22 protein-coding genes and 2 pseudogenes are annotated in these 23915 nt (G+C 57.8%); 14 read left to right on the plus strand and 10 right to left on the minus strand.

Annotation, left to right across the window (positions count from 1 at the left end):
* Positions 1-69: 69 nt before the first annotated feature.
* The 10 genes from BUB69_RS05400 (at position 70) to BUB69_RS05445 (ending at position 10275) form a co-directional block, all read left to right on the plus strand.
* Entirely contained in the window at positions 70-2484 is a 2415-nt protein-coding gene (locus tag BUB69_RS05400; RefSeq protein ID WP_425439350.1) for a tellurite resistance TerB family protein, read from the plus strand.
* Positions 2481-3776, plus strand: a complete 1296-nt coding sequence (locus BUB69_RS05405; RefSeq protein WP_073163115.1) for an ATP-binding protein — start codon at positions 2481-2483, stop codon at positions 3774-3776. The genes BUB69_RS05400 and BUB69_RS05405 overlap by 4 nt, the downstream gene beginning before the upstream one ends.
* A complete protein-coding gene (locus BUB69_RS05410; protein WP_084537052.1) occupies positions 3751-6036 on the plus strand; it encodes a DEAD/DEAH box helicase in 2286 nt (761 codons plus the stop codon). Before BUB69_RS05405 ends, BUB69_RS05410 begins: the two co-directional genes overlap by 26 nt.
* Before the next feature lie 49 nt (positions 6037-6085).
* Positions 6086-6667 carry a hypothetical protein gene (locus BUB69_RS05415; protein WP_073163117.1) on the plus strand — a complete coding sequence of 194 codons (582 nt, stop codon included), beginning with the start codon at positions 6086-6088 and terminating at the stop codon, positions 6665-6667.
* A 118-nt stretch (positions 6668-6785) separates the two neighbouring features.
* Positions 6786-7178: a sulfurtransferase complex subunit TusD gene (gene tusD, locus BUB69_RS05420; RefSeq protein WP_073163120.1), complete on the plus strand. Its 393-nt coding sequence runs from the start codon at positions 6786-6788 to the stop codon at positions 7176-7178.
* A gap of 1 nt (position 7179) precedes the next feature.
* Positions 7180-7542, plus strand: a complete 363-nt coding sequence (tusC, locus tag BUB69_RS05425; RefSeq protein WP_073163122.1) for a sulfurtransferase complex subunit TusC — start codon at positions 7180-7182, stop codon at positions 7540-7542.
* Positions 7542-7838 (plus strand): sulfurtransferase complex subunit TusB, encoded by a 297-nt coding sequence (tusB, locus tag BUB69_RS05430; RefSeq protein ID WP_073163125.1) that lies wholly within the window; start codon positions 7542-7544, stop codon positions 7836-7838. Before tusC ends, tusB begins: the two co-directional genes overlap by 1 nt.
* Positions 7835-8170, plus strand: a complete 336-nt coding sequence (locus BUB69_RS05435; protein ID WP_073163127.1) for a TusE/DsrC/DsvC family sulfur relay protein — start codon at positions 7835-7837, stop codon at positions 8168-8170. The genes tusB and BUB69_RS05435 overlap by 4 nt, the downstream gene beginning before the upstream one ends.
* The gene (locus BUB69_RS05440; protein WP_073163129.1) at positions 8167-9168 is read left to right on the plus strand and encodes a glycosyl transferase family protein; all 1002 of its coding nucleotides are present in this window, start codon (positions 8167-8169) and stop codon (positions 9166-9168) included. Before BUB69_RS05435 ends, BUB69_RS05440 begins: the two co-directional genes overlap by 4 nt.
* 108 nt (positions 9169-9276) lie before the next feature.
* The gene (locus tag BUB69_RS05445) at positions 9277-10275 is read left to right on the plus strand and encodes a glutathione S-transferase family protein (protein WP_073163131.1); all 999 of its coding nucleotides are present in this window, start codon (positions 9277-9279) and stop codon (positions 10273-10275) included.
* Between the two features lie 47 nt (positions 10276-10322).
* Here the strand turns inward: BUB69_RS05445 and cysG are convergent, their stop codons facing one another.
* From cysG to ftsK, 6 genes are all read right to left on the minus strand, one after another.
* Entirely contained in the window at positions 10323-11717 is a 1395-nt protein-coding gene (gene cysG, locus BUB69_RS05450; RefSeq protein WP_073163133.1) for a siroheme synthase CysG, read from the minus strand.
* Positions 11718-12998 (minus strand): serine--tRNA ligase, encoded by a 1281-nt coding sequence (serS, locus tag BUB69_RS05455; protein ID WP_073163136.1) that lies wholly within the window; start codon positions 12996-12998, stop codon positions 11718-11720.
* A 16-nt stretch (positions 12999-13014) separates the two neighbouring features.
* A complete protein-coding gene (gene crcB, locus BUB69_RS05460) occupies positions 13015-13389 on the minus strand; it encodes a fluoride efflux transporter CrcB (protein ID WP_004884696.1) in 375 nt (124 codons plus the stop codon).
* A complete protein-coding gene (locus BUB69_RS05465) occupies positions 13389-14711 on the minus strand; it encodes a replication-associated recombination protein A (RefSeq protein WP_073163138.1) in 1323 nt (440 codons plus the stop codon). The genes crcB and BUB69_RS05465 overlap by 1 nt, the downstream gene beginning before the upstream one ends.
* Positions 14712-14730: 19 nt before the next feature.
* The gene (lolA, locus tag BUB69_RS05470; protein ID WP_073163140.1) at positions 14731-15354 is read right to left on the minus strand and encodes an outer membrane lipoprotein periplasmic chaperone LolA; all 624 of its coding nucleotides are present in this window, start codon (positions 15352-15354) and stop codon (positions 14731-14733) included.
* 76 nt (positions 15355-15430) lie between these two features.
* Entirely contained in the window at positions 15431-17833 is a 2403-nt protein-coding gene (gene ftsK / locus BUB69_RS05475; protein WP_073163143.1) for a DNA translocase FtsK, read from the minus strand.
* Between the two features lie 479 nt (positions 17834-18312).
* Between ftsK and aat the strand changes: the two genes are divergently transcribed.
* The 3 genes from aat to infA all read left to right on the plus strand — a co-directional run bounded on the left by aat (position 18313) and on the right by infA (position 20079).
* Positions 18313-19002 (plus strand): leucyl/phenylalanyl-tRNA--protein transferase, encoded by a 690-nt coding sequence (aat, locus tag BUB69_RS05480; protein WP_073163145.1) that lies wholly within the window; start codon positions 18313-18315, stop codon positions 19000-19002.
* A 49-nt stretch (positions 19003-19051) separates the two neighbouring features.
* A complete protein-coding gene (locus tag BUB69_RS05485; protein WP_073163147.1) occupies positions 19052-19759 on the plus strand; it encodes an arginyltransferase in 708 nt (235 codons plus the stop codon).
* Between the two features lie 101 nt (positions 19760-19860).
* A complete protein-coding gene (gene infA, locus BUB69_RS05490) occupies positions 19861-20079 on the plus strand; it encodes a translation initiation factor IF-1 (RefSeq protein WP_002553999.1) in 219 nt (72 codons plus the stop codon).
* Between the two features lie 106 nt (positions 20080-20185).
* Here the strand turns inward: infA and clpA are convergent, their stop codons facing one another.
* Together clpA and clpS are read right to left on the minus strand one after the other, a co-directional pair.
* Positions 20186-22459, minus strand: coding sequence for an ATP-dependent Clp protease ATP-binding subunit ClpA (gene clpA / locus BUB69_RS05495; RefSeq protein ID WP_073163149.1), 2274 nt, complete (start codon positions 22457-22459; stop codon positions 20186-20188).
* A 30-nt stretch (positions 22460-22489) separates the two neighbouring features.
* On the minus strand, positions 22490-22852 hold the full coding sequence (clpS, locus tag BUB69_RS05500) for an ATP-dependent Clp protease adapter ClpS (RefSeq protein WP_004884680.1): 363 nt from the start codon (positions 22850-22852) through the stop codon (positions 22490-22492).
* Between the two features lie 224 nt (positions 22853-23076).
* Between clpS and cspD the strand changes: the two genes are divergently transcribed.
* Complete coding sequence (cspD, locus tag BUB69_RS05505) at positions 23077-23358, plus strand: cold shock domain-containing protein CspD (protein ID WP_073163152.1); 282 nt, start codon at positions 23077-23079, stop codon at positions 23356-23358.
* A gap of 82 nt (positions 23359-23440) precedes the next feature.
* On the opposite strand, the pseudogene BUB69_RS05510 reads toward cspD, so the two are convergent.
* A pseudogene (locus BUB69_RS05510) lies at positions 23441-23593 on the minus strand (NADP-dependent isocitrate dehydrogenase); the annotation flags it as partial.
* Positions 23594-23635: 42 nt separating this feature from the next.
* Positions 23636-23835 (minus strand): annotated as a pseudogene (locus BUB69_RS29505) (NADP-dependent isocitrate dehydrogenase); the annotation flags it as partial.
* Positions 23836-23915 lie beyond the last annotated feature (80 nt).

Raw genomic sequence — 23915 nt, forward strand, 5'->3', positions numbered from 1 at the left:
AATTGTGGATACTGCCGGCTGGCCATCCCATGATCACGGAAGACTGAAATGGCATACAGCCCGACAGCCATGACAGTAGACCTCGCCATCGGGCGCTACGCACGCTTCACCCGACCGTCGAGTAATCTGGTCGGTGGCACTTGTCCCCTGCCCTCTGCGCACCGTACTGTCCAGCCGTGTCCCGAGCCTACAGATAATCAGCCTCTCCCAGCCTGGGCCCAACTGCCAGGTTTCAAAGACACGCCTGAATATCTCGCCATAGGGCGGTACGCGCGCTTCAGCAGACCGTCGAGCAATCTGGCTGGTGGTACACAACCGTTCGTGGAGATCGCGCCAGAGTTCTTTACGGTTCGAGACGATTCAGCCCTCAACCAGTCCTTTATTATTCCCAAAGCGCCTGACCGCCCTGCCAGATCCAGATGGCTCGGATCGGGAGAGTCGACCACTGTCGCAGGACTCATGCTGTCAGACGGCTTGATCTACGTGGGCGAGAATGATGCAAGGTTCGGGAATATAGAGCCCTCGTTCATCGACACTGCCTTGCCCGTCAGCACTGAGCCTGTCGATCTACAGACGTGGCGTGCATCCTATCTGTCGAGTTACAACACCCTTAGGTCAGAAGCTCGCAGAGGCTATTTACAGTGGCTGGCCGGTGGTCGCTGTGATCCCTCGGCGGACATCGGCTACGTTTTCATGTTCTTTTATGGCCTGGAACGTCGAGTGCTGGTCGACACGAAGTCCGATGCGTCCGCACGGGAAGAAATATCCACTATCAAGGCAGAGGTGGAGCGTTTGAAGGCGCTGTATGCCAAGGACGCTTCCTTTCATGATCATGCATCCAGGCTTCTGGATCACCTGAGCATATCCGTTGTACCGGCCCGAATGTATTTGCATGAACCTCCTGAAACAGTGAGGGCCATGCATGATGTACCGATTTCGGTACGGGTAGCGCTCGGCCAGATGGCGACTGACCGGCATCCGCTCAACGCCAGCTGGGCCATGGCCTGGGCGCTTACAGATCCCAATATTTCAATGCGCACACCCGCCGTCCGGTGTCCGGCGCTTTTTCAGCGTCTGTTCCGGGAAGAGTATGAAGCTGACTTTCCTCGCGGCCTGACCTTGCTGAACAACAAAACACGGCTCAAGGCGTCCTATTGGACGGCATCACCCACACTCGATGTTCAACAATTGCCTGTAGGCGATCTGCCAGATGTAACAGCCACCTCAGGGACGCGTAAAAAGCTGCAACTGATTGTAGAGAAGTGCGCTCAGGTGCTTGAGCCGTTCAGTCGATATGTAGGCCGCAACCCTGATGCCCCTGAAGCACTGGAAGGTCTGCTCCGTTTGCCAATAGCTCTTTGGCCTGAACCTGCGAAGCAGGAACTGACCGCATTACAATCATGCGTCAGCCACGAGGCGATTCTAATGACGCTCAGTGAGCTGACCCAGCGCTTCAACGCTGTCGAAACACTGTCACGGGACAAGATCGTGGCCTTGGCGAAAGCCCTTGAAGAGCAGAACATAGGCATGGAGCCCGACGTGCTATCTGGCAGCCGAACTCCGAAAGCCGACGATAATATTGTGCTGTTTGCAGCAGAACCGGAAGAAGGAACGCTGCGCGCCACCGCCGACTATCACGCTGCAGTCGTCACACTGGATCTGGCCAGTGCCGTGGCGGCTGCGGATGGCGAGACCAGTCAGGACGAAGTCGCGCTGCTGGGGTTGCACATCGACTCGTGGAGCCACCTGTGCGTCGCGCATAGAAAACGCCTCAAGGCGCACCTGCAGATTCAACTGTTACAACCGCCTGCACTTGCAAGCCTGAAGAAGAAACTCGGCCCGCTACGGCAGGAGGACAAACGCACGATCGTCTGTTTTCTGGCTCATCTGGCCCAAGCCGACGGAACAGTCACGCCTCAAGAGGTCAAGCTGCTCGAACGCGTCTACAAGGCACTTCAACTCGATCCTCGATCAATGTACAGCGACCTGCATGGCGCTGCAGCCCGCTCTTTCAATAGTGCGGATGGGGTTGGCGCATCTGGATCGGCTAGAGCAGGGAATCCGCTCTCTGCGCCTGCCCCGACTAACAGGCACAACGGTTCAGGGATCGTTCTGGATATGAACCGGGTGGCACAGTTGCAACGCGAGACGGCACAGGTATCGGCACTTCTTGCCACGGTGTTCACAGATGAACAGGAAGAGCAGATCCCGGTTATCGAAGACACCCCACAAGGCGTTCTCGAGAACGGCGTTCGCCTTTACGGCCTGGATTCTGAACACTCCGCTTTCCTGCGCCTGCTGGTGTCCCGCGCTGAATGGAGCCGGCAGGAACTGGAAAACGCCGCTTCAGACGCGGAGCTCATGCTCGACGGCGCGCTTGAGCAGATCAACGACATGGCATTTGAGCTGTTCAATATGCCGATTTCCGAAGGTGATGATCCGGTAGAAATCAACCCGGACGTCCTGAGCGAGTTAACCCTATGAGTACGATACGAGCCAGGGACCGCGACGCGGTCATCCAGTCATTACGCGCAGGTGTCGTTCCAAGGGTGGGGCAGCACCTTATACAGGTTGGGCGGGTCGGAGAACTGGATGCCCTCATCAAGGACATTAACCGTCTGGCCGAGGGCGGCTCGGCATTCCGCATCGTCATAGGCGAATACGGCGCAGGCAAGACCTTCTTCCTAAACCTGGTCAGAGGCATCGCGATGGAGCGCAAGCTCGTCACCATGCACGCTGACCTCAATCCTGATCGGCGTCTGCATGCTTCCGGAGGGCAGGCACGCTCACTGTATGCCGAGCTGGCAAAAAATATGTCTACGCGTACCAAGCCTGACGGCGGCGCAATGCAAGGCATCGTCGAGAAGTTCATCTCCCAGGCCAAGACTGAGGCAAAGAGCAAGGGTATCGAAAGCGAAACGGTTATTCGACACTACCTCGCCGAACTCACCGAAATGGTCAACGGGTATGACTTTGCCGAAGTCATAGCCGCGTATTGCCGTGGATTTGAAGACGGCAATGAGCAACTCAAAGCCGACGCGATTCGCTGGCTGAGAGGCGAATTCACCACCAAAACAGACGCGCGTGCAGCGCTTGGAGTAAGAACCTGCATTGACGACGCATCCATCTATGACCAGCTCAAGCTGCTCTCCCGATTCGTAAGGCTGGCAGGTTTCGGCGGACTGATGGTCTGCCTGGACGAGCTGGTGAACCTGTACAAGCTTGCAAACACACAGGCACGCAACGCGAACTACGAACAAATTCTGCGCATACTCAACGACTCGCTACAAGGCTCAACCGATGGCCTGGGCTTTGTACTCGGCGGCACGCCAGAGTTCTTGATGGACACCCGCCGAGGCTTGTACAGCTACCCGGCGCTACAATCACGACTGGCCGAAAATACGTTTGCCAAGACCGGCTATGTCGACCTCTCAGGACCGGTCATTCGCCTCACCAGCCTGACCCCTGAGGACTTTTACGTTCTGCTGCAAAATCTGCGCAATGTCTACGCGTCCGGCGACCCGGAAAAATACCTGCTCCCGGACGAGGCACTACCGATCTTCATCGATCACTGCGGCCGACGTCTGGGCGAAGCCTATTTCCGCACACCTCGCACCACGATCACAGCATTCATCAATCTTCTGGCAGTACTTGAACAGAACCCGGATGCCGATTGGCGCACGCTCCTCGACGCGGTGGAAATTACTCCGGATGAAGGTGGTCGCAACGATCTCGATGTAGAGGCAGACGATGAACTCACCCATTTCAGGCTCTGAATCATCGTCGTTCGAACAACTGCATCCAGGTGTGCAGCAATGGGTCTGGTCACAGGGCTGGACTTCGCTCCGGGATGCCCAGGAATGGGCTATCCCTGCACTGATCAATGCCGACCGCGATGTGATCATTGCGGCGTCTACCGCAGCAGGCAAGACCGAAGCGGCGTTTCTTCCGATCCTGACCAACCTGCTGCTCAACCAGGAACCTGCAGGGGCCGTTCTTTATATCAGCCCGCTCAAGGCACTCATCAATGATCAATGGGACCGGTTGACGCGCCTTTGCGAACGACTGGAGGTACCAGTAGTCGCCTGGCATGGCGACGTTTCAGCAAGCAGAAAACATCGTTTTCTCACGAACCCCAATGGCATCCTGCTCATCACGCCGGAATCGCTAGAGGCGTTGTTCGTGAACCGAGGATCAGCGCTTAAAGGCCTCTTTCAGCAGCTGCGATACGTAGTGGTAGATGAGCTTCATGCCTTCATCGGCAGTGAGCGCGGCAAACAGCTCCAGTCGCTGATGCAACGCGTCGAACAGGTCGCAGACAGGCAACTGCCCCGCGTTGGACTTTCTGCGACGCTGGGTGAAATGTCGCTTGCACGGAAATTCCTGCGGCCAAGTCAGCACCAGCCTATGGAAGTGATCGAATCAAAATCATCCGGGCAGGATCTTCAGGTTCAAGTACGCGGCTACACCCTGCCGCCCATGATCAAACTGCTCTCGGAACAACAAACTGCCGAAGCGACAGATAGCAAGGACGGCGAGGCAGAAGATGAGTCGGGAAGCCGGCACGCGATCGCAGCGCACTTGTATAAGGTCCTGCGCGGCAGCAACAACCTGATCTTTCCCAACAGCCGTGACAAGGTTGAGTGGTACGCCGACAGGTTGCGCCATCTTTGCGAAAAGGATGGCCTCCCGAATGAATTTCTTCCGCATCACGGAAGTCTGTCCAGGGATTTGCGTGAGGACACCGAGCGCGCCCTGAAAGCAGGCGCGCCTCCCGCCTCTGCCATCTGCACGACAACCCTTGAACTGGGTATCGATATCGGCAATATAAGAACAGTCGCACAAATCAACGCACCGCCATCGGTGGCAAGTCTGCGCCAGCGTCTGGGTCGGTCAGGACGCCGGGAAGGCGAACCCGCAACCTTGCGGGCCTACTGCGAGGAAAGCGCGCTCAGACCCGATTCAAGCCTGTCCGATCAGCTCAGGCAGAACCTGGTGCAGACAATCGCGATGATTCGGCTATTGCTGAAAAAATGGTTCGAACCTCCCAGAACCCATGGTCTCCACGCCTCCACCCTTGTCCAGCAATGCCTGTCCGTGATTGCTCAGCAAGGCGGTGCCAGTGCTTCTGAGCTATGGACCACACTGATCGCCAGCGGAACATTTCCAGCAATCACCCAAGCGGACTTTCTGGCGCTGCTCAAAGCGCTGGGCGAGAAAAAGCTGGTTGTGCAGGACAGCTCCGGGCTGTTGCTGCCCGGGGAGATCGGTGAGCGACTGGTCAATCACTATGAGTTCTACAGCGCGTTCCAGAGCGATGAGGAATTCAGACTGATCCGCGATGGCAAGCCGCTAGGCTCGGTGCCCGTCAGCCGTCCACTGGCCCAAGGTCAGCGCATAATATTCGGCGGAAGACGCTGGCAGGTAGTGGACATCGACGTTGAAAAGAAAGTGATCATTGTTCTACCGGCACGGGGCGGCGAGCCTCCGACATTCGATGGCCTGGGAGCAAAAATTCACGATGACGTCAGGCAGGAAATGCTAAGGGTACTGAAAGAGTCTACTCACTGCCCCTTCATTGACTCCAATGCGCAAAAATTACTGGAGGAAGCACGCCAGACCTTCCGGTCGATGAGGCTGGACAAACAGCACCTGACAGGGTCAGCGTCCAGATACTATCTACTGACCTGGAAAGGCGACTACGTCAACGACGCGCTCTCCCTACTCCTTAACCGAGCAGGAGTGACATGTGAATGTCTGGGGCTGGCGCTGGAAATCGGCGCATCCCGGGCAAGCCTCATGACCGCGCTAAGCGAAATTGCCCGACTGGATCCGGACGACGTAGTGTCGCTGTTGAAGGATGTCAAAAACCCGATTCGGGAGAAATGGGACTGGGCACTGCCTGCACCGTTGCTGCTCAAATCATTCGCGTCCAGTCAGTTGGACCTCAAAGGGGCCATTGAACTTGCCAGGATGTTATCGCTCTCTGATAGCAGCCTGGCTGTCAGCCCTGCTCTTGACCCGCCTTCACCCTGACGCCTTCTTTTGAACGGACTGTTCCAGATAACGACTGAGGATCCCGGACATGTTGAAAAATCTTTTCGGCGCAAAACCACCTGAGCCTGCCGTGTTCGTGGTGCAACTCAACGCTCGCCTGCAACCGGTGCATCGTGGTGAGCTGTTCGAAGACCCTGCCGATGAAGTGCTCCGCAGCCACGGTCTGGGCGAAGTGTGCGGGGGCGGAACAGGCATGACACCCGAAGGGGAAGTCGCTTACTGCGACATTGAAGTCCTCTTGCACAAGCCAACTGCGCAGAACATCGAATTGCTGATCGGTGTCTTCGACTCGATGCACGCACCGAAAGGCTCCAGCCTGAAACGCGATGGCGAGACCACGATGTTCGGCAATGCAGAGGGGTTGGGGCTCTACCTCAACGGGACGGACTTGCCTGACGAGGTCTATGCGCAGAACGACGTGAATGTCCTCTATGAGGATATCAGTCGCCTGATCCAGGGAAGCGGGGAAATCTACAGCTACTGGCAAGGGCCGACCGAAACGGCGCTGTACCTCTATGGGCCTTCATTTGAAGTGATGAAAGCTAAAATCAGCGGCTATCTGGCAACCCAGCCGATGTGCGAGAAGTGTCGCGTCGAACAGATCGCCTGATTGAATGGATGCCGAGGCGCTTGGGCCGACATCCGATCACAGCCCTTTGTCTCGGCAAACTCACACCCCTGCCCTCGAATTCTTTATCATTGCGCATGTTTTGCTGGCAGAGCCGATAATGAAATTCGCCATCTCCCTATTTTCCGCAGGCCATGTGCCCTCTTCCCGGCGTGCGTTGCTGTTTGCGCAGGCGGTGCTCGCGGGCGGGCACGAGATTGTCCGGCTGTTCTTCTATCAGGATGGCGTCCACAGCGCGTCGGCCAATACCGTTATGCCTCAGGACGAACAGGACCTGCCCAGGCAGTGGCGCGACTTCATTGTCGAGCACCAGCTGGACGGCGTGGTCTGTATCGCCGCCGCCTTGCGCCGTGGCGTGTTGAATCAGGAAGAGACCGAACGATATCAGCGCCCTGCGGCCAACCTGCTGGCGCCCTGGGAATTATCGGGGCTTGGGCAATTGCACGATGCCGTGCAATCGGCAGACCGCCTGATCTGTTTCGGAGGGCCGTAAAATGGCAAAATCACTGTTGATTGTGAGTCGCCAGTCGCCCTGGTCCGGCCCGGGTGCTCGCGAAGCGCTGGATATCGTGCTGGCAGGCGGCGCGTTCGATCTGCCTGTCGGCCTGCTGTTTCTGGATGACGGCGTGTTGCAACTGTTGCCGCAACAAAATGCGCAAGCCCTGCAACAGAAAGACCTGAGCGCCAACCTTAAAGCACTGCCGATGTTCGGCGTCGAAGACCTTTATGCCTGCGCGCTCAGCCTCGCTGAACGTGGCATACCCCGCGATGATCTGGACGAAGACATCCAGTTGCTGACCGCCCAGCCCGAGCTTTCGGCGTTGTTCGAGCGCTATGACCAGGTGATTACACTCTGATGAGCACGTTGCATGTTATTTCCCACTCGCCCTTCACTGACAACCGGCTGGACAGCTGCCTGCGCCTGCTGGGCGACGACGACGGCATTCTGCTGTGTGGCGACGCTACTTACGCGCTGATGCCGTCCAGCGCAGCGCTGGACAGGCTGCAACAGGCAAACCTTGAATCGCTGTACGTGCTCGATGAAGACTTGATGGCGCGTAACCTTGAGTTACCTGCCGGAATTGTCAGCGTGGATTACGCGGGCTTCGTCGAGCTGTCGATCCGTTTTGACAAAGTGAACACCTGGCTATGAAGCAACTGATGGTCGCCGACCGCACGCTGCCACTCGACAAGGACGGATTCCTGCAGGACCTCAATGACTGGTCCATGGACGTCGCTCATGCGCTGGCGGACGCCGAAGGCCTGACATTGACAGCCGAGCACGTCGAGGTTCTCGAGCTGTTGCGTGACTTCTATGCAGAGTTTCAGTTGTCTCCCGCGACCCGCCCACTGATCAAATACACCGCCTTGAAACTGGGTGCCGAAAAAGGCAACAGCTTGCACCTCAATCGCCTGTTCAACGGCACTCCCGCCAAACTCGCCGCCAAGCTGGCGGGCCTGCCCAAACCGACCAATTGCATATGAACGACTACGCCCCACTTGTGACTGAAACCCCTGCAGAACATCCCTTCGCGCCGTTCGTGCGCATTCTGGGCAAGGGCAAGCGTGGCGCACGCAACCTGACGCGCGAAGAAGCGCGCGAGGCCATGGGCATGGTGCTCGATGAGAAAGTCGAGGACACGCAGCTTGGCGCCTTCCTGATGCTGCTGCGTCATAAGGAAGAAAGCCCGGAAGAACTGGCAGGTTTCACCGAAGCCGTACGCGAACGCCTCAACGCGCCGCCGATACAGATCGATATCGACTGGCCGACCTACGCAGGCAAAAAACGCCATCTGCCGTGGTACTTGCTGGCCGCCAAATGCCTGTCCCAGAACGGCATCAAAATACTGCTGCACGGCGGCGGCGCCCACACCGCCGGGCGGCTGTACACCGAGCAACTGCTCGGTTTGCTGGATATTTCACTGTGCCGCAACTGGTCGTCAGTCGAAACGACGATGGCACAGAGCAACCTGGCATTCATCCCGCTCGCCGACTGGGCGCCACAATTGCAACGCATGATCGACCTGCGCAACACGCTGGGTCTGCGCTCTCCCATCCATTCGCTGGCGCGCATCCTCAATCCGCTGCAAGCGCGCTGCGGTCTGCAAAGCATCTTCCATCCCGGCTATCAAAGCGTACATCGTGACGCGAGCAGCCTTCTGGGCGACAACGCTATCGTAGTCAAGGGCGATGGCGGTGAGATCGAGATCAACCCGGACACCATCAGCCATCTGTACGGCACCACCGGCGGGCAGCCGTGGGATGAGGAGTGGCCCGCTCTCTCCCCTCGTCGTCACGTCAAACCGCCCACACTTGAGCCCGCGCAGCTGGTCGCTCTGTGGCGTGGCGAGCTGGAAGACAGCTATCCGCAACTGGCGCTGATCTCCACCATGGCGCTGGCATTGCGCGGTCTCGGTATAGCGCGTGACGAAGCGTTTGCGCAGGCCCATACATTCTGGGAGCGTCGTGACAAGAATCTGTGACCGATCAGCTTTATCGATGATGATCGGCCACAATTTGCGCTTTTAGGTCGAACCGATGCCACTAGACTGACCTCCAAATCTTATATATTCAGAAATGGAGAGTCAGACATGGGCCTTCTGGTCGAAGGACGCTGGCATGACCAGTGGTACGAAAGCAGTAAAGACGGCGCGTTCCAACGTGAAAACGCTCAGCGCCGTAGCTGGGTCACAGCCGACGGCACACCGGGACCGTCGGGCGAAGGCGGTTTCGCCGCGCAAGCAGGCCGCTACCATTTATATGTTTCCCTCGCCTGCCCATGGGCACACCGCACGCTGATTCTTCGCAAGCTCAAAGGCCTGGAAAGTCTGATCGACGTCTCGGTGGTCAGTTGGCTGATGCTGGAAAATGGCTGGACCTTCGATCAGCAAAAAGGCTCCAGCGGTGATGCCCTCGACAACCTGACCTTTCTGCATCAGCGCTATACCGCCGACGACCCTCACTACACAGGCCGGGTCACCGTGCCGGTATTGTGGGACAAACAGCAACAGCGCATCGTCAGCAACGAGTCGGCGGAGATCATCCGCATGTTCAACTCAGCGTTCGACGAACTGACCGGCAACCGACTGGATTTCTATCCGTCAGCGATGCAGGCGACCATCGACGAACTCAACGAACGCATCTATCCGGCGGTCAATAATGGTGTGTATCGCGCAGGCTTTGCGACCTCGCAGCATGCTTATGATGAAGCGTTCGACGATGTATTCGCAGAACTGGACGAGCTGGAAAATCTGCTGGGAGAAAAGCGTTATCTGGCAGGCGAACACCTGACCGAAGCCGATGTGCGCCTGTTCACGACCGTCGTGCGCTTCGATGCGGTCTATTACAGCCATTTCAAATGCAACCAGCGACGAATCGCTGATTACCCGAACCTCAGCAACTGGTTGCGCGAAATGTACCAGTGGCCAGGCATCGCCGAGACCGTGAACTTCGAGCACATCAAGGGTCACTATTACGCGAGCCATCGCACGATCAACCCTACAGGGATCATCCCCAAAGGTCCGGCGCTGAATCTTGAGGCCAGCCATGATCGCGAACGGCTGTCCGGCATGGGCGTCTGGAAAAAATAAGGGAATATGAAGATGGATAGCCCGAACGGGCTATCCATTAACCGACATCAGACACTGGCCTGACTGCCTTCGAACCAGGCCAGTTTTTCTCGCAATTTCACCACTTCGCCAATGATCACCAGCGTCGGCGCATGCACTTCATGCTCGGCGACCATTTGCGGCAGATTGGCCAGCGTGCCCGTGAACACACGTTGATTGGTGGTGGTGCCCTGCTGAACCAGCGCGGCTGGCGTATCCGCCGACCGACCATGTTTGATCAGTTCTTCGCAAATCACCGGTAAACCGATCAACCCCATGTAGAACACCAGGGTCTGCGCCGGAGCCACCAGATCGGACCACGGCAGATCCGTCGTGCCATCCTTCAGGTGACCGGTGATGAAACGCACCGATTGCGCATGATCGCGGTGCGTCAGCGGAATACCGGCGTACGCCGCGCAGCCACTGGCGGCCGTGATACCTGGCACCACCTGAAACGGAATGCCATGAGCGGCCAGTTCTTCGATTTCCTCGCCACCCCGACCAAAGATAAACGGATCACCGCCTTTCAGGCGAACCACACGTTTGCCCTGTTTGGCCAGATCGACCAACTGCTTGTTGATCTGATCCTGAGGCACGGCGTGTTCGGAGCGACGTTTGCCGACATAGACCCGCTCGGCATCGCGACGGCACAGATCAAGAATGGTCGGCGCGACCAGACGGTCATACAGCACCACATCCGCTTGCTGCATCAGACGCAGTGCCTTGAACGTCAGCAGATCCGGATCGCCGGGACCGGCGCCCACCAGATACACCTCACCGGTTTCCGGTGGCGGTTCGCCTGCAATCTTGGCGATCAGCAGGCGCTCTGCCTCCGCGCCCTGCCCGGCCAGTTGCCGATCGGCAATGGCCCCCTGAAAAACATCTTCCCAGAAAGCACGACGCTGCTGCACATTTGGAAACAGGCCTTTGACCTGATGACGAAAGCGCGCCGCCAGGCCTGCCAGTTGCCCGTAGGTCGACGGAATCCAGGTTTCCAGCTTCGCGCGGATCAGTCTCGCCAGCACGGGCGCATCGCCACCGCTGGACACGGCAATGACCAACGGCGAACGGTCGACAATCGCCGGGAAGATCACCGTACACAGGGCAGGCGCATCCACCACGTTCACCGGCACACAGCGTGACCGGGCATCCTGGGAAACCTGGGCGTTCAGCGGCTCGTCGTCGGTTGCGGCAATGATCAGCACGCAGCCTTCAAGATCATCTGCGTGGTAGCCACGCAAAATCAGCTCACCGCCGCTCTGGACAACCAGCTCGCGCAACTGACTCTCGATTTCCGGAGCGACGACCCTGATGACGGCGCCTGCCTCGAAGATCAGCCGGGATTTGCGCAAGGCAATCTCACCGCCGCCGACCACCAGCACTCGGCTGCCACGCAGGTTATGGAACAGCGGCAGGAATTCCATTTAACCGATGACCTCAAGGCCGCCCATGTAGGGCTTGAGGATTTCCGGCACACGAATCGAACCGTCCGCCTGCTGGTAGTTCTCCAGAACCGCTACCAGCGTACGACCCACTGCCAGACCGGAACCGTTCAGCGTGTGAACCAGCTCCGGCTTGCCCGTTTCCGGGTTGCGCCAGCGGGCCTGCATGCGACGCGCCTGGAAATCCCCGCAGTTGGAGCACGAAGAGATTTCACGGTACTTGTCCTGGCTCGGAATCCAGACTTCAAGGTCGTAGGTCTTCACGGCACTGAAACCCATATCGCCGGTGCACAAGGCCAGTTTGCGATAAGGCAGCTCAAGCAGTTGCAGAACACGTTCGGCGTTGCCGGTCAGCGATTCGAGCGCGGCCATGGACTCGTCCGGCGCGACGATCTGCACCATCTCGACCTTGTCGAACTGATGCTGGCGAATCATGCCACGGGTGTCACGACCCGATGCGCCCGCTTCACTGCGGAAGCACGGCGTGTGGGCGACGAACTTCAAAGGCAGCTGTTTGACATCCAGAATCTCGCCGGACACGATGTTGGTCAGCGACACTTCAGCGGTCGGGATCAAGTACAGATCCGCCTCGCCTTCACGGGAAATCTTGAACAGGTCTTCCTCGAACTTCGGCAACTGACCAGTGCCCTGCAAGGCAGGCGCCTGAACCAGATAAGGCGTGTAAGCCTCTTCGTAGCCATGCTCGTTGATGTGCAGGTTGATCATGAACTGCGCCAGAGCGCGGTGCAGACGCGCGATAGGGCCACGCAGCAGCGCAAAACGCGCACCGGACAGCTTGGCGGCGGTTTCGAAATCCAGCCAGCCGTACTGTTCGCCCAGCGCAACGTGGTCCTTGACCTCGAAATCGAAGCGGGTCGGCGTGCCCCAGGTGCTTACCTCGACGTTGCCCTCTTCATCGGCACCAACCGGCACCGATTCGTGTGGCAGGTTCGGGATATTGAGCACCAGCGCGTCCAGCTCGGCCTGAATGCCGTCCAGCTCGACCTTGCCTTCACTGAGCTCGTTGCCCATGCGCTCGACGTCGGCCATCAACGGCGCAATGTCTTCGCCGCGTTGCTTGGCCTGACCGATGGACTTGGAACGGGCGTTACGCTCGGCCTGCAACTGTTCGGTGCGGGTCTGCACAACCTTGCGCTGGGCTTCCAGCGCTTCAATACGGGCCACGTCCAGTGTAAAACCACGGGAAGCTAGGCGATCCGCTACGTCCTGAAGTTGAGTACGTAACAGTTTGGAATCGAGCATATCGTTCTCTCGTCTATCAAAGTCTGGTCAGGGACAGGCCAACCCAGGTTGCGAGCAGCCCGCCGAACACGCTGATGCCGGCATAGCCCAGGGCCAGTGGCAGTTGCCCGCTTTCCAGCAGGCGCAGCGTATCCAGTGAAAAGGATGAAAAGGTCGTCAGACCCCCTACAAAGCCGACGATCAGGCCGGCACGAATCTCGATGGGCACTTCAGGACGCAGCAGAAACAGACCGTACAGGATGCCAATGATCAGGCATCCGACGATATTGACTGCCAGCGTCGCGGTGTAGAAATACCGCGGCCAGTGGGCACTGACCCATGTGCCTGCTGCAAAGCGCAATAATGTACCAGCGATACCGGCAATCGACACCGCAAGAATGGTCTGAATCACTACTTTCTCCGCTTGCGAGGGCTTGCTTCATCCAGGGCGCTCAGATGCCTGAGTTTTTCGCCGATCTTGAGTTCCAGGCCGCGAGGCACTGGCTGGTAATACTGACGCGGTTCGAGCTCATCAGGGAAGTAGTCTTCGCCGGCAGCATAAGCGTCAGGTTCATCGTGGGCGTAACGGTATTCTTCACCATAACCGAGCTGTTTCATCAGCTTGGTCGGCGCATTGCGCAGATGCAACGGAACCTCGAGCGAGCCGTGTTCAGAGGCTTCGCGCATGGCGGCCTTGAACGCCATATACACGGCGTTGCTCTTCGCAGCGCAGGCCAGATAGACAATTGCCTGAGCAACCGCCAGCTCGCCTTCCGGGCTGCCAAGGCGCTCCTGCACGTCCCAGGCGGACATGCACAGAGGCAACGCGCGGGGATCGGCATTACCGATGTCTTCGCTGGCCATGCGCACCACACGGCGCGCCAGATACAGCGGGTCGCAACCACCATCGATCATGCGGGCGAACCAGTACAACGCCGCATCTGGATTGGAGCCACGAATCGATTTGTGCAGCGCCGAAATCTGGTCGTAGAACGCTTCGCCGCCCTTGTCAAAACGACGCCGACTGTCGCCCAGCAGGCTTTGCAGCAGTTCGGTGCCAATCTCGCTGCCATCTTCTGCCAGATCGGAAGCATTTTCGAGCAAGTTGAGCATGCGCCGACCGTCGCCGTCAGCCGCAGCCATCAGAATGGCAAAACCTTCATCGCTCAGGGTCAGTTGACGCTGACCAAGGCCGCGATGCTCTGTCAAAGCACGGTGCACCAGCTTGCGCAGTGCGGTTTCGTCCAGGCTCTTGAGCACGTAGACCCGTGCCCGTGACAGCAAGGCGTTGTTGAGCTCGAACGATGGGTTCTCGGTGGTCGCACCGATGAAGATCAGTGTGCCGTCTTCAACATACGGCAGGAACGCATCCTGCTGCGATTTGTTGAAACGATGTACCTCGTCAACAAACAGGATCGTACGCCGACCGTACTGACCCGCCTGCTGCTTGGCGACCTCGACGGCCTGGCGAATTTCCTTCACCCCGGCCAGCACAGCCGACACCGTTTCGAAGTGTGCGTCCGAAACCTTGGCCAGCAGCCGGGCGAGCGTCGTCTTGCCGACACCGGGCGGGCCCCAGAAAATCATGGAATGCAGAGCGCCCTGCTCCAGCGCCTCACGCAGCGGCTTGCCATGAGCCAAAACGTGCTCCTGACCGACATACTCATCCAGGTTGGTCGCACGCAGGCGTGCGGCCAGCGGCTGGGCAATAGGTTCGCGGCTAAACAGGTCCATGGTCAGGAATCAGGCCTTCTTACTCTTGAATGACATCAGCACCCTTGGGTATCTGGAACTGAAACGTGCTGGCGGCAATCGACTCATTGGCCTTGACGCCGGTGAACAGGATATTGGTACGCTGGCCAACACTGTCGATCAATTGCATGTCGTTGATGATGCCGTTACGAAACGACAGACGCAGGCTGTCGAACAGCGTGTCCTTGGTCTTGGGCTTGAGCACGAAGTCGATCACGCCACCGGCTTCCTTGGCTGTGATATCAAAGCTTTCGCTGATTTTCGACACATCACCGGACAGCAGCAGCGCCGGGGTCTGGGTCAGGCGCTGATCCAGGGTCTTGATAGTGACCTGCTCAAGATCCGGGTCCCAGAGCGAGACTTTCTTGCCATCCGACACCATCAGTTGTTCCTGAGGCGCATCGGTATGCCAGTTGAACAAACCAGGACGCTGCAGTGCCATCTTGCCGGTCGTTTCCTGCAACTGGGTGCCGCTGCCATCGAGCGTCAACTGGGAAAAGCTTGCTGTCAGCGTGCGGGAATTTTCCAGCAACTGGGTCAGGCGTGCCACGTCCTTGCTGTCGGCATGGGCGGGAATCACGGAAAAGGTCAGGGCGGTTGCCAACAGCATGCGGATAAGACGCATGGAATTCCTCTTTGCAGTCATTGGGTGGAACGACAGCGAGCAGGACCCGCTGTCGACGCAGTCTGTAACGGTTTAATCAGTCACGCATGGGGCCGGGAGCGATGACCTCGCGCGAGCCGTTGGTGTTCATGGAGGTCACGACACCAGCCATTTCCATCGCCTCAATCATGCGGGCAGCGCGGTTGTAGCCAATCTTGAGTTTGCGCTGCACAGCAGAGATCGATGCACGGCGGCTTTCGAGAACGAATTTGACGGCCTCGTCGTAAAGCGCATCACTTTCGCTGTCTTCACCACCTTCACCACCACCGCCATCAAAACCACTGCCCGCTTCTTCGACACCAGCCAGAATGTCGTCGTTGTAGTCCGGCGTGCCGCGCAGCTTCCATGCTTCTACCACGCGGTGCACTTCTTCGTCGGAGACGAAAGCACCGTGTACACGAATCGGCAGGCTGGTGCCGGGTGGCATGTAGAGCATGTCGCCGTGGCCCAACAGTTGCTCGGCACCACCCTGGTCGATGATGGTCCGCGAATCGATCTTGCTCGATACCTGAAACGCCATGCGTGTCGGAATGTTGGCCTTGATCAGGCCAGTGATCACGTCCACCGACGGCCGCTGGGTCGCAAGAATCAGGTGAATACCGGCAGCACGCGCCTTCTGGGCGATGCGGGCGATGAGTTCTTCGACCTTCTTGCCGACGATCATCATCATGTCGGCGAACTCGTCCACCACCACCACGATGGTTGGCAACTTGGTCAACAGCGGCGCTTCGTCATGAATGCTCTCGCGCTTGTACAAAGGATCCGCCAAAGGCTCTCCGGCATCCTGAGCATCCTTGACCTTCTGGTTGAAGCCCGACAGGTTACGCACGCCCATCTTGGCCATCAGCTTGTAACGACGCTCCATCTCCGCGACGCTCCAGCGCAAGGCGTTGGCAGCGTCCTTCATGTCGGTCACCACCGGACAGAGCAGGTGCGGGATACCTTCGTAGATCGACAATTCAAGCATCTTCGGGTCGATCATGATCAGCTTGGCGTCGTCCGGACCGGACTTGAACAGGATCGAAAGGATCATCGCGTTGACGCCCACCGACTTACCGGAACCCGTCGTACCCGCGACGAGCAGGTGCGGCATCTTCGCCAGATCGGTGATGACCGGCTTGCCGCCGATGTCATGACCGAGCGCCAGCGTCACAGGAGACTTGGCGTTGTCGTATTCAGGCGTGGACAGTACTTCCGAGAAACGCACGATCTGGCGGTCCTCGTTGGGGATCTCGATGCCGACAGTGGTCTTGCCCGGAATCACTTCGACCACACGTACGCTGGTCACGGCCAGCGAGCGCGCAAGGTCCTTGGCCAGGTTGGAAATACGACTGACCTTGACGCCAGCGGCTGGCTGGATCTCGTAACGCGTAATCACCGGACCCGGATGGATGGAGTCCACCGACACCTCGACGCCAAACTCCTTGAGTTTGATTTCCAGCAGATGCCCGACAGCCGCCAGCGACTCGGGCGAGTAGTTGAGTTGCTTCTTTTCCGCCGGGTCGAGAATCGAAATCGGGGGCAATGTGCCTTCCACCGCGCTGTCGACGAACAACGGCGCCTGCTTTTCCTTCTGCACACGCTTGCTTGGCTCAGGTGGACGAGACGGCGCGGGAGCGATCACCGCCGGCACATGCTTTTCGCGCTCGGTCATGTGTTTGCTCAGGGATTCCTCGCGCTCGATCAGACGCTCGCGGGCCTTGGCCTGCTCGCGGCGGTCGGGAGCTACCGGCGCAACGACATCGTTGACTCGCATATCGACTTCACGCAGTTGCGCCACCATCTGCTTGCGCTCGGCACGTGCCGTCCACCAGCGGTTGGCTGCGCCCTGAAACAGCTCGAACAGGTCCAGCGTGATCTTGCCGGTCACGTCCATGACCTTGAACCAGGAGAGGTCGGTAAACACGGTAAGGCCAAACAGGAACAGGGCAATGAACAGCAAGGTGCTGCCCTGGATATTCAGTGCCTTCTTGGCCAGATCGCCCAGCACCTCGCCGAGCACGCCACCGGCGGAACCTGGGAAACCTGCCGAAAAATGGAAGTGGATGTGCGCCAGCGCAGCACCCGCCAGCACCAGGAAGACCAGCCCGATCAAACGCCATGAAAACAGCCAGCCGCTCCACTGCCACGGTTCGTGACGATGGCGAAAGACCTGCCAGGCCTTGATCGCCAGCAGCAACGGAAAAATATAGGCAAAGTAGCCCAGCACCATGAACAGGATGTCAGCACAGAACGCCCCGGCACGGCCGGCGGCGTTCTGGACCTGCGAGGCGCTGCTGGTATGGCTCCAGCCGGGATCGCTCTGATCGTAGGTCAACAGCGCCATCATCAGGTACAGGCACAGGGCACCGAAGGCAATCAGAGCGCCTTCCTTGAGTCGATAATGCAATTGCTGCCGCCAAAGCGGAACAGCGCTGGGTGCTGGTGTGGATTTCTTCAAAACGCTTTATTTCCTGCGCTGGAGCGCGAACATCTCGTTGATTGACTTTGAACAACTGCGCAAAGGTAACGACTGGGCCTTGGTGAGCAAAGGCTCGCAGCTATCTGGAACGCCTGATTGAAAGCCGTTTGATGATAATGCGCAATGTCGGCATTGTACGGCCTCAAGAGCCGTAAGGTCTGTACGAAAACTCGCTGAACCGGTTGCACACCGCACAAAAACCTTGCGCAGACGCCGTTAATTTTCAAGCATTGCCGACCACGTTCAATTTGAGCATGCATTCTGTTGCGTGACAAAGGCTTATGACATGATTCGAACAACCGGGTACAACCCGATGCCCCTGAACTGCCCTTTGTATGCGCACCCTATCGAACGCCACAGGTACGTACCATAATGACGATCGTTTGTGACCGCATTTGCCGCTCAGAGTTGCACGCACGCCAGGCGTGCGCCCTCCCCTTCCGCAAAGTCGTGACGCCATGCTGACCTGGTTGCAACGCAACAGCCTCGATTTCCCACCACTGGACAAAGCGCTGCGCGAGCCCAACGGCTTGCTGGCTGCTGGCGGCGACCTGTCCGCCGACCGACTGATTCGCGCCTATCGCCACGGTTGTTTCCCATGGTTCCAAGAGGGTCAGCCGATCCTGTGGTGGTCGCCGGACCCGCGCACCGTTCTGCTGCCAGATGAGCTGCATGTTTCGCGCAGCCTGGGCAAAACCTTGCGTCAGGCTCGTTACAGCGTGACGTTCGACAAGGATTTTGCGGCGGTCATACAGGCCTGCGCAGCACCGCGCAGCTACGCCAATGAAACCTGGATCACGACATCGATGCAGGACGCCTACCTTGAACTTCATCGGCGCGGCCATGCTCACAGCGTCGAGGTCTGGGAGGAAGAAACACTGGTGGGCGGACTGTACGGCCTGGCAATGGGGCAACTGTTCTTCGGGGAATCCATGTTCAGCCGTGCAGACAACGCCTCGAAGGTCGGATTCGCCACGCTGGTCGAACGCCTGCAGGCCTGGGGATTCGTACTGATCGACTGCCAGATGCCCACTGAGCACCTTCACAGCTTCGGAGCACGCTCTATTCCCCGTCAGATGTTTGCCGACTACCTGAACAGGCACCTCGATAGCCCGACTAACGCAGACTGGTTGCCTAGGCGAGTTTGACAGGCTGGCATACACTCATACCTATGGATTTTCTGACAAGGGGGCGATCATGACCGAGCTGGCGCGGCTTAAGTTTTATGCCACTCAACCCCATACCTGCAGTTATTTGCCTGAAGAGCAGGCGACTACGCTGTTTCTGGACCCCAGCCAACCCATGGACGTACAGGTTTACGCGGACCTGTCGGACATGGGCTTTCGGCGCAGCGGCGATCACCTGTACCGCCCTCACTGTCAGAATTGCAGCGCCTGTGTGCCTGCACGCATTCCCGTGAACCTTTTTGTGCCCGACAGACAGCAGAAACGGATTCTCAAGCGCAACGCCGACATTCAGGTACGCAGCACCAAACCCGTTTTCACCCAGGAATATTTCGAGCTTTACAGGCGCTACATCGAAGAACGGCACGCCGATGGCGACATGTTTCCACCCAGTCGCGACCAGTTTTCGACATTTCTGGTACGCGACCTGCCATTTTCGCGCTTTTACGAATTTCGCCTCGATGAGCGACTGCTGGCAGTCGCTGTCACCGACCTGTTGCCCAACGGCCTTTCTGCGGTTTACACCTTTTACGAACCGGACGAGGAGCGCCGCAGTCTGGGGCGATACGCGATTTTATGGCAGATCGCCGAAGCCGCCAGACTTCAGTTGCACGCGGTGTACCTGGGGTACTGGATAAAGAACTGCAAAAAGATGAATTACAAGACCCAATATCGCCCTATCGAGCTTCTGACCAATCAAAGATGGGTCACTCTGTATTGAACCCCTTGGCTTAAACAGGTTTTTTCGGGCACAATGCACGCCGCTTTTGCCTGGCGCCACTTGCACCGGGCCACTCATTTGTATACCGAGGGCTTTACTGCATGTCGAAAGAAGACAGCTTCGAAATGGAAGGCACTGTCGTCGACACCCTGCCCAACACCATGTTTCGCGTGGAGTTGGAAAACGGGCACGTCGTAACCGCGCATATCTCCGGCAAGATGCGCAAGAATTACATCCGTATTCTGACCGGCGACAAGGTGCGTGTAGAGTTGACGCCCTATGACTTGAGTAAAGGGCGTATCACCTACCGCGCTCGTTAATCAGGCATCAACAAAAACGCCCGGCATATGCCGGGCGTTTTTGTTTCTGCAGGATACTCAGCACGCTCAAGTGCTGCGCCCGCTCCCGGACGCAGCGCCCTCTACATCACGCCATTTCTGCCGTGGTTTCGAAGTCGAACGTGATCTCGCCATCCTTGATGTCGATGTGAACCACACCGCCGTGCTCCGACAATTCGCCGAACAGGATCTCTTCGGCCAAAGGCCGCTTGATCTTGTCCTGAATCAGGCGCGCCATCGGCCGGGCTCCCATCGCTGCGTCGTAGCCACCCTGCGCCAGCCAGCTTCTGGCCGCGTCGGAGACTTCGAGCAGAACACGCTTGTCTTCCAGTTGCGCCTGAAGCTCGGTGAGGAACTTGTCGACCACGCTCTTGATGACTTCGTGGCTGAGACGGCCAAACTGGATGATGGTATCCAGACGGTTGCGGAACTCCGGCGTGAAGCTCTTCTTGATCACTTCCATCGCATCGGACGAGTGATCCTGATGCGTGAAACCGATCGAAGCCCGCGCCGCCGATTCAGCACCGGCGTTGGTGGTCATGATCACAATGACGTTGCGGAAGTCCGCCTTGCGTCCGTTATTGTCAGTCAGCGTACCGTGGTCCATCACCTGCAACAGCAGGTTGAAGACTTCCGGATGCGCCTTCTCGATTTCATCGAGCAGCAACACGCAATGCGGCTGACGGGTGATGGCTTCGGTCAACAAACCACCCTGATCGAAACCGACGTAGCCTGGAGGCGCACCGATAAGACGTGAAACGGTATGCCGCTCCATGTACTCGGACATGTCGAAACGAATCAGTTCGACGCCCAGCGCCTTGGCCAGTTGACGCGCCGCTTCGGTCTTGCCGACACCGGTCGGACCTGCGAACAGGAATGACCCGACTGGCTTGTCCGGCGACTTGAGGCCAGCCCGTGACAGCTTGATCGCAGTGGACAGCGAATCAATCGCAGCATCCTGACCGAACACCGTGAGCTTGAGGTCGCGCTCCAGGTTACGCAGCAGCTCCTTGTCGGAACTGTTGACGTGTTTCGGGGGAATACGCGCGATCTTGGCGACGATGTCCTCGACATGAGGCACTTCGATTCGTTTCACGCGCTGCTCGACCGGCTGCAGGCGCTGATAGGCACCCGCCTCGTCAATCACGTCAATCGCCTTGTCTGGCATGTGGCGGTCATTGATGTAGCGCGACGCAAGCTCGGCAGCGGCGCGCAATGCCTCATCGCTGTACTCGATACTGTGGTGCTGCTCGAAACGCCCCTTGAGCCCTCTCAGGATGCCAATGGTGTCTTCAACCGAAGGCTCGGACACATCGACTTTCTGGAAACGACGGGCCAGCGCCCGGTCCTTCTCGAAAATGCCGCGGAATTCCTGGAAGGTGGTCGAGCCGATGCAACGGATATCACCCGAAGACAACAGCGGCTTAAGCAGATTCGACGCATCCATGACCCCACCGGACGCCGCACCGGCACCAATGATCGTGTGGATTTCGTCGATGAACAGAATCGCGTGAGGACGTTTGCGCAGTTCATTGAGCAACGCCTTGAAACGCTTCTCGAAATCGCCCCGATACTTCGTGCCAGCCAGCAACGCGCCCAGATCGAGCGAGTACACCACACTGCTCGCCAGCAGATCAGGGACCTGATTGTCGACAATGCGCTTGGCCAGGCCTTCGGCAATGGCCGTCTTGCCGACGCCTGCCTCTCCGACCAGCAACGGGTTGTTCTTGCGACGACGCGCCAGAATCTGCGCAACACGCTCGACTTCCGTCTCACGGCCTACCAGTGGATCAATGCGCCCCTGCCGCGCCAATTCGTTCAGATTGCTGGCATAGGCATCCAGAGGATTGCCAGAGGAAGATGCTTCACCGCCCTCGTCGTCCTGCATATCTTGTTCACCTTCAGAAGAGTGTTCGCCATGCCCTGGGACCTTGGAGATACCATGGGCGATGTAATTGACGACATCAATCCGGGCAACGCTCTGCTGCTTGAGCAGAAACACAGCCTGGCTTTCCTGCTCACTGAAAATCGCGACCAGTACGTTGGCGCCGGTCACTTCTCGCTTGCCGGAGCTCTGAACATGGAAGACTGCGCGTTGCAGTACGCGCTGAAAACCTAGCGTGGGCTGGGTTTCACGGTCCTCGTCATGGACGGGGATCAGCGGTGTGGTGGAGTCGATAAACTCCTGCAGATCATGCTTGAGTTTATCGAGGTTTGCGCCGCAGGCACGCAAGACAGTGGCTGCAGCCTCGTTATCCAATAAAGCCAGCAGGAGGTGCTCGACCGTCATGAACTCATGACGTTTTGAACGAGCTTCCTTGAAGGCCAGATTGAGGGTGACTTCGAGCTCACGGTTTAACATAGCTTCACCTCATACCCAAGTGGTCGGCGTTTAACCGTCCTTCTCGATCTCACAGAGTAGTGGATGCTGGCTCTCCCTGGCGTATTGATTGACCTGCATTGCCTTGGTCTCGGCGATGTCGCGGGTAAACAATCCGCAGACTGCCCGTCCCTCTGTATGGACGGCCAGCATGACCTTGGTGGCCAGCTCACGATTCAGGTTAAAAAACACCTCGAGTACTTCAACGACGAAATCCATCGGGGTGTAGTCATCGTTAAATAAAACCACCTTGTACATAGGTGGAGCCTGCAGGGTCGGCTTGGCGTCCTGCACTGCGATGCCAGCCGAGTCGTCCTCGTGTGACTGCGGACCATCCTGATTGAATGTTAGTCGAATCTTGCTGAATGCATGCATGGAAAGAAACGTTCACGGTAAAAGGGCGGATTGAGCGTGAGTCGCAGTCTGACCGGTTTTGAAATGGACTGCCGCATGACCTTGACTATCAGCTAAACGGTGTTACAAACAATAGAACCCACATTGGGTAAAAAGGGTCCGCGCAGTCAACCAAAATTTTTTAAGGTCAGGCGGATTGAGGTGGATGATACTCCAGACGGAGTCCTTTGCAGAGGGATATGGCTATGCTCAGTGGTAAAGTCAAGTGGTTCAATAATGCAAAAGGCTATGGATTCATCCTTGCCGAAGGCAAGGATGAGGATCTGTTCGCCCATTATTCGGCTATCGACATGGAAGGTTACAAAACGCTCAAGGCAGGCCAGCCGGTCAAATTTGAGATTACCCAAGGCCCTAAGGGTTTGCATGCGATCAAGATATCTGTTGATAGCTCTACCGTCACGGCAGGCACCAACGCCGCGGCAGAGAGTTCGAATGCAGCTCTGAAAGCCTCCAATGTGCCAGCTTAAAGCGAACCACCACGAACGCCAGCCATAGGAAACAGTCGGCTCGGCTACCTTGAGCCGGCTGTTCTGAAAGAGCTGCGACGATTCACATGTGCGCGACCAGCGCATCACCAGATGCCGAGGAGGACAACGAGGTAGCGCCTTCCATCAAATGCTCAAAATCATAGGTCACCGTTTTAGCGGAGATTTCGCCGTTGGTGCCTTTGATGATCAGCTCTGTTGCTTCGACCCACCCCATAAGCGCACCTGCGTGACACTCCCCCTCCTCCCTCAGGAACTCCCAGGCAATCCTGCGCGTGCCGTCATAGTCCCTTTCGGCGACGACCTTGATCATGACCGGCGCAATATCCACGCCGACTCCACCACCTTCCCTATCTTCTATATAAGGAATGACCGGAGGGCCCGAACGCTCAACGAGCGGTCGGCATTGACGGTTATCTTTTCGCCCCCACCCGGAATTTTCACTCTCTGGCATTTAATGACTGACTCGATCTTCAGGCCTGACTCGACTGCGCGACAGGGATTGAGATGAGCCAGCCCCTCGCGACCCGCAAACCGAA

Source organism: Pseudomonas asturiensis, from assembly GCF_900143095.1.
In the GTDB taxonomy this organism is placed as follows: domain Bacteria; phylum Pseudomonadota; class Gammaproteobacteria; order Pseudomonadales; family Pseudomonadaceae; genus Aquipseudomonas; species Aquipseudomonas asturiensis.

What these genes read in the sequence shown, in the direction of transcription:
- BUB69_RS05400 (WP_425439350.1), top strand. Translation starts at nt 70, where the DNA reads ATGACAGTAGACCTCGCCATCGGGCGCTACGCACGCTTCACCCGACCG.
- BUB69_RS05405 (WP_073163115.1), top strand. Translation starts at nt 2,481, where the DNA reads ATGAGTACGATACGAGCCAGGGACCGCGACGCGGTCATCCAGTCATTA.
- BUB69_RS05410 (WP_084537052.1), top strand. Translation starts at nt 3,751, where the DNA reads ATGAACTCACCCATTTCAGGCTCTGAATCATCGTCGTTCGAACAACTG.
- BUB69_RS05415 (WP_073163117.1), top strand. Translation starts at nt 6,086, where the DNA reads ATGTTGAAAAATCTTTTCGGCGCAAAACCACCTGAGCCTGCCGTGTTC.
- tusD (WP_073163120.1), top strand. Translation starts at nt 6,786, where the DNA reads ATGAAATTCGCCATCTCCCTATTTTCCGCAGGCCATGTGCCCTCTTCC.
- tusC (WP_073163122.1), top strand. Translation starts at nt 7,180, where the DNA reads ATGGCAAAATCACTGTTGATTGTGAGTCGCCAGTCGCCCTGGTCCGGC.
- tusB (WP_073163125.1), top strand. Translation starts at nt 7,542, where the DNA reads ATGAGCACGTTGCATGTTATTTCCCACTCGCCCTTCACTGACAACCGG.
- BUB69_RS05435 (WP_073163127.1), top strand. Translation starts at nt 7,835, where the DNA reads ATGAAGCAACTGATGGTCGCCGACCGCACGCTGCCACTCGACAAGGAC.
- BUB69_RS05440 (WP_073163129.1), top strand. Translation starts at nt 8,167, where the DNA reads ATGAACGACTACGCCCCACTTGTGACTGAAACCCCTGCAGAACATCCC.
- BUB69_RS05445 (WP_073163131.1), top strand. Translation starts at nt 9,277, where the DNA reads ATGGGCCTTCTGGTCGAAGGACGCTGGCATGACCAGTGGTACGAAAGC.
- cysG (WP_073163133.1), bottom strand. Translation starts at nt 11,717, where the DNA reads ATGGAATTCCTGCCGCTGTTCCATAACCTGCGTGGCAGCCGAGTGCTG.
- serS (WP_073163136.1), bottom strand. Translation starts at nt 12,998, where the DNA reads ATGCTCGATTCCAAACTGTTACGTACTCAACTTCAGGACGTAGCGGAT.
- BUB69_RS05465 (WP_073163138.1), bottom strand. Translation starts at nt 14,711, where the DNA reads ATGGACCTGTTTAGCCGCGAACCTATTGCCCAGCCGCTGGCCGCACGC.
- lolA (WP_073163140.1), bottom strand. Translation starts at nt 15,354, where the DNA reads ATGCGTCTTATCCGCATGCTGTTGGCAACCGCCCTGACCTTTTCCGTG.
- aat (WP_073163145.1), top strand. Translation starts at nt 18,313, where the DNA reads ATGCTGACCTGGTTGCAACGCAACAGCCTCGATTTCCCACCACTGGAC.
- BUB69_RS05485 (WP_073163147.1), top strand. Translation starts at nt 19,052, where the DNA reads ATGACCGAGCTGGCGCGGCTTAAGTTTTATGCCACTCAACCCCATACC.
- infA (WP_002553999.1), top strand. Translation starts at nt 19,861, where the DNA reads ATGTCGAAAGAAGACAGCTTCGAAATGGAAGGCACTGTCGTCGACACC.
- clpA (WP_073163149.1), bottom strand. Translation starts at nt 22,459, where the DNA reads ATGTTAAACCGTGAGCTCGAAGTCACCCTCAATCTGGCCTTCAAGGAA.
- clpS (WP_004884680.1), bottom strand. Translation starts at nt 22,852, where the DNA reads ATGCATGCATTCAGCAAGATTCGACTAACATTCAATCAGGATGGTCCG.
- cspD (WP_073163152.1), top strand. Translation starts at nt 23,077, where the DNA reads ATGCTCAGTGGTAAAGTCAAGTGGTTCAATAATGCAAAAGGCTATGGA.